The organism is Ruegeria sp., from assembly GCF_028066395.1.
In the GTDB taxonomy this organism is placed as follows: Bacteria; Pseudomonadota; Alphaproteobacteria; order Rhodobacterales; family Rhodobacteraceae; genus Ruegeria.
In genome coordinates this window covers 1,850-6,016 of the sequence record NZ_JALCBM010000115.1, presented here as the reverse complement: position 1 = coordinate 6,016, position 4,167 = coordinate 1,850, and the positions used below count along the sequence as shown (strand labels likewise).

The following is a 4,167-nucleotide window of genomic DNA, read 5'->3' as shown; positions in this document are numbered from 1 at the left end:
TTACAGGGGCTATGCGACTCCATATAAATATGGACTTCGTCAGCAGTTCCCAATTTCACAGGGATCATAAGGCTGAATTAAATTTAAAGCCTTATTGTTTTACGCATTAAAGAAGAAAACGAACATAAATTTAATTAGGAGGTATTAGCAATGGGTTTACAAGCAAATGAATATAGCTATCCATGGCTAGCTGAAGGTGAAGTACCACCTTTACCGCTGGATAGAGACAGAATCCACATCATTTCACAAGGTGTGGCTGACCCAGTATTTGACTATGATATTGTTCCACTAACATATACAGAAAGCCGCTGGATGGCTTATGTTATCCGCGCTGATCACTCTGCAATGCAGGGAATCACACCTGAGCCAATCGTTATCCAAGATGACGTTATTGAGTTCTGGTATGTAATTCACAGAAACACAATGTTAGGACCATACATGGAGTTTGGTGTAACATTCTCAGCTACAGTAGACACCGGCGACGGCGCTATCTACAAAGCTGGTTACTATCCATATATGTATCTTTCTAACGATTCCCCAATTTTTGCTGGTAAAGAGCCTTTTGGTTTCCCTAAAAAAGCTGCTTACATCGCTGCTTTTGAGCATGGAACAAATAACAACTATTTCAACATGCTTATGGAAAGAAGAGGATACATTCTTCACACAGCTAACGGTCGTTATTCCGACAAACCTCTTTCCACAAGACCGACATTTTATGGAAAGACAGATTGGGGCCGTATGAACTACAGAATCACAACAAGACCAGACGTAACCACAAGTATTCATGAGGTTACATATCTACCATCAGAGCTACCACCAGGATTTGGTACAGGACATCGCTTCCAGCTAAACCCTGAAAGTATCAGAACCGCTACAGGCGATGATATTCGCTCCTGGTACATGTCTGGAACCCCATATGATTACATGGGTGGTCAGATTCCGGCAACAGAGGTTGTAGGACTTATTTCCTTCACATTTAACCTCATTATTCCACCGGCTCAGACCCTATGGACAAAAACAGTAACAAGAACCGAAGACGATTTTGGACCACTTCTTTACTCAACACCGTTCAAATATACAATGCGTCATCGTTTCATGGTTCCACAGTACTCACAAGGTTAAGTGGAATACTGTTTCAATTAAGAAACAAAGATTTAAAAAACGAGAGCAGGGCTTCCTTACGGGAGCTCTGCTCTTTTTTTATGTTTAAAGTTATAAAAGGTGAAAGCGAGAGAGAGGTAATTTTTAAAGATTTAATCCGAGTTCCTGCACTTCTCCATAGCTTGAGATCTCTTCTTCGCTATTAAAGTCCATTATATTATCAGGAAGGTCCATTATACGTCTTAAAGCATTTAACTCTTCTATGGATTCTTCTCTTCGAGATTTGATATTGTCCGTTCTTGCTCTTAACTTCTTCATAATATCTAACATATGAATCACATTATTATCAGAATCTTCTCCTACTAGATCCTTCCTGCTCATTGAGGATTGGAGAGCATATAAAAGATTATAATCTTCGTCAGGTATGAAGTTATCTAAATATAAATAGGCATCTTCTATTGCTTCTCTTTGTTTAACATAGTCATGGTGAAGCAAGTAAATTGCTAAGGCATGCCTTATAGTCTTAATTGGATAAGGCAGTATAGATTCTGGAAGAGCCAAGGGTATAAGTTTTAATGGTTTAATTTTATTGTTTTCGTTTATTTCAGCTAATAATTCAGCGTATTCGGAAACAATTGTTCGTGGGTGAAGATTCAAGTTCTCTGTGGGCAATATAGTTTCCTTTAGTTTAGAGTTTTGATGACGCCATTCAATGAAAACAAGAAAGACTTTTCTATTCTATCACGTGATAGGTCACTATATCAATAAGGCAAGAGCATTAATTTTTCTCCCTAGGAAAATTTATAGTTTTATGGGCTATATACAAGTGAAATTTTTTCTAATATTTTGCAAAGTAGACATAAGATAGCTTATCAGAAGTTAAAAATGAGTTGTATCATGCTTCCTAATACCGCTATTGCTAAGGTTTTTCTTCTTTTTTTGTTTTTTGTCCCCCAAAATAAAAAAATTTTTATAGTTGTTTAGTTTTTATTTGTTATTTTCTTGATCGATGTGCAATAGCGGTATTAAAAATTTATTATTAATAAAGCTAAAATACGGTAAATTATTCTAACTATGAAATTCGGTGCGCATGTATCTATTGCCGGCGGCATAAACAAAGCCCCCGGGAGAGCTCACAAGCTGGGCTGTGAATGTTTTCAGTTCTTCTCCAGATCTCCCAGAGGCGGTAAAGCTCCCGAGTTAAAAGACGAATTGGTAGAATCATTTTTAAATGAATGCAGCAAATATAATATCACCGATTACTATATCCATACTCCCTACTACATAAACCTTTGCTCTGAGAAAAAAGAGTTAAGAGAATCATCAATAGCTATTATTAGAGAAGAGCTTCAAAGAGGAAGCCTGCTTGGAGTTAAATATATTATGACTCATCTAGGAAGCTCAAAAGATATAAGTAGAGAAAAAGCATTAAATTTGATTATAGAAGGTGTAAAGAAGATTATGTATAACTCTGACTTCTCAACCAAATTACTGCTAGAAAATACTGCAGGTCAAGGCGCTACGGTAGGTGATAGCTTTGAAGAGCTATCCATAATTTTAGATGAGCTCAAAGAGCTAGATATTGGTATTTGTCTTGATACAGCTCATACATTTGCTGCTGGCTATGATATTAAGCAGAAAAAAGGGTTTAAGGAGACATTAAATATAATTTCTGATACAGTTGGAATTGAAAAAATAAAACTCTTTCATGGCAATGATTCAAAAGTCGGACTTGGAGAAAGGAAAGACAGACATGAACATATAGGTAAAGGCAAAATTGGTTTGGAAGGGTTCAAAAATATTATTGATGATCTGTCTTTTGAAAATATAAATATGATAGTAGAAACTCCTCCGGATAAAGTTGATGAAGATATAAAAACTTTAAAAAAACTCCGAGACAAATAACGCTCTTTACAATTCAAAACAAAATGGGAACTATAAACTCATGACTCAAAATTTAGTCGTTGGAAAAGGTAAAAACGAACTTTTTATTCTTCCAAAAATGGCAAACCGCCATGGCCTCATCGCAGGTGCAACCGGTACAGGCAAAACTGTAACCCTTCAAGTACTGGCAGAAAATTTTAGCAGAATTGGAGTTCCGGTTTTTTTATCAGATGTGAAAGGAGATCTATCAGGAATTAGTAAGCCCGGAAAAGAACATCCAAAAATCTCAGAACGAGCAAACGCAATTGGTATTTCAGATTTTAGTTTCAGCGGAAACCCTGTTACTTTTTGGGACGTTTTTGGAGAGCAAGGACACCCTATTCGAACTACAATTTCAGAGATGGGCCCTCTGCTTTTAAGTCGCCTTCTAAATTTAAATGACACTCAGTCTGGAGTGCTAAGTTTAATTTTTAGAATCGCCGACGATGATGGTCTTTTACTTTTAGACATAAAAGATCTTCGTTCAATTTTACAATACGCAGGAGAAAATGCATCGGAATTTACAACCGAGTATGGAAGAATTTCTAGAGCTAGCGTTGGAGCAATTCAGAGAAAACTTCTTGCACTTGAAGATCAGGGAGGAGATATTTTCTTTGGCGAGCCAGCACTCGATTTGAATGATTTTTTACAAACAGATGAAAATGGAAACGGAATTATAAATGTTTTGGCTGCCAACAAATTAATGAAGTCACCAAGAATTTATGCAACATTGTTACTCTGGCTTTTGTCAGAATTATTTGAACAACTTCCTGAAGCAGGAGATCCCGAAAAACCAAAACTAGTTTTCTTTTTTGATGAAGCACATCTTCTTTTTGATAATGCTCCGGAAGCACTTCAAGAAAAAATTGAACAAGTTGCAAGACTCATCCGATCAAAAGGAGTAGGAGTATATTTTGTAAGTCAGAACCCGCTCGATATTCCTGATGAGGTTTTAGGGCAATTAGGAAATCGTATTCAACATGCACTTCGTGCCTATACTCCACGCGACCAAAAAGCGGTTAGATCTGCAGCCCAAACTTTTAGAACGAACCCAAAACTTGATACCGAAACTGCAATTACTGAGCTTGGAGTTGGAGAAGCGCTGATATCGTTTCTAGATGAAAAAGGGCGTCCTAATATTGT

Annotated in this window: 4 protein-coding genes; 3 read left to right on the top strand and 1 reads right to left on the bottom strand. The window is 36.9% G+C overall.

Going from position 1 to position 4,167, the window contains the following annotated elements; translation table 11 throughout:
- The first annotated feature begins 150 nt into the window (after nucleotides 1–150).
- Nucleotides 151–1,122 carry an acetoacetate decarboxylase family protein gene (locus MPJ51_RS21210; RefSeq protein WP_298390961.1) on the top strand — a complete coding sequence of 324 codons (972 nt, stop codon included), beginning with the start codon at nucleotides 151–153 and terminating at the stop codon, nucleotides 1,120–1,122.
- 123 nt (nucleotides 1,123–1,245) lie between these two features.
- Here MPJ51_RS21210 and MPJ51_RS21205 read toward each other — a convergent pair whose 3' ends face one another.
- Nucleotides 1,246–1,773 (bottom strand): hypothetical protein, encoded by a 528-nt coding sequence (locus MPJ51_RS21205; RefSeq protein WP_298390959.1) that lies wholly within the window; start codon nucleotides 1,771–1,773, stop codon nucleotides 1,246–1,248.
- Nucleotides 1,774–2,175: 402 nt separating this feature from the next.
- Here MPJ51_RS21205 and MPJ51_RS21200 point away from each other — a divergent pair, with 402 nt between their 5' ends.
- Nucleotides 2,176–3,006 carry a deoxyribonuclease IV gene (locus MPJ51_RS21200; RefSeq protein ID WP_298390958.1) on the top strand — a complete coding sequence of 277 codons (831 nt, stop codon included), beginning with the start codon at nucleotides 2,176–2,178 and terminating at the stop codon, nucleotides 3,004–3,006.
- Nucleotides 3,007–3,046: 40 nt separating this feature from the next.
- Nucleotides 3,047–4,167 (top strand): helicase HerA-like domain-containing protein (locus MPJ51_RS21195; protein ID WP_298390956.1); only part of this gene is annotated, 1,121 nt, incomplete at its 3' end.

What these genes read in the sequence shown, in the direction of transcription:
- MPJ51_RS21210 (WP_298390961.1), top strand. Translation starts at nt 151, where the DNA reads ATGGGTTTACAAGCAAATGAATATAGCTATCCATGGCTAGCTGAAGGT.
- MPJ51_RS21200 (WP_298390958.1), top strand. Translation starts at nt 2,176, where the DNA reads ATGAAATTCGGTGCGCATGTATCTATTGCCGGCGGCATAAACAAAGCC.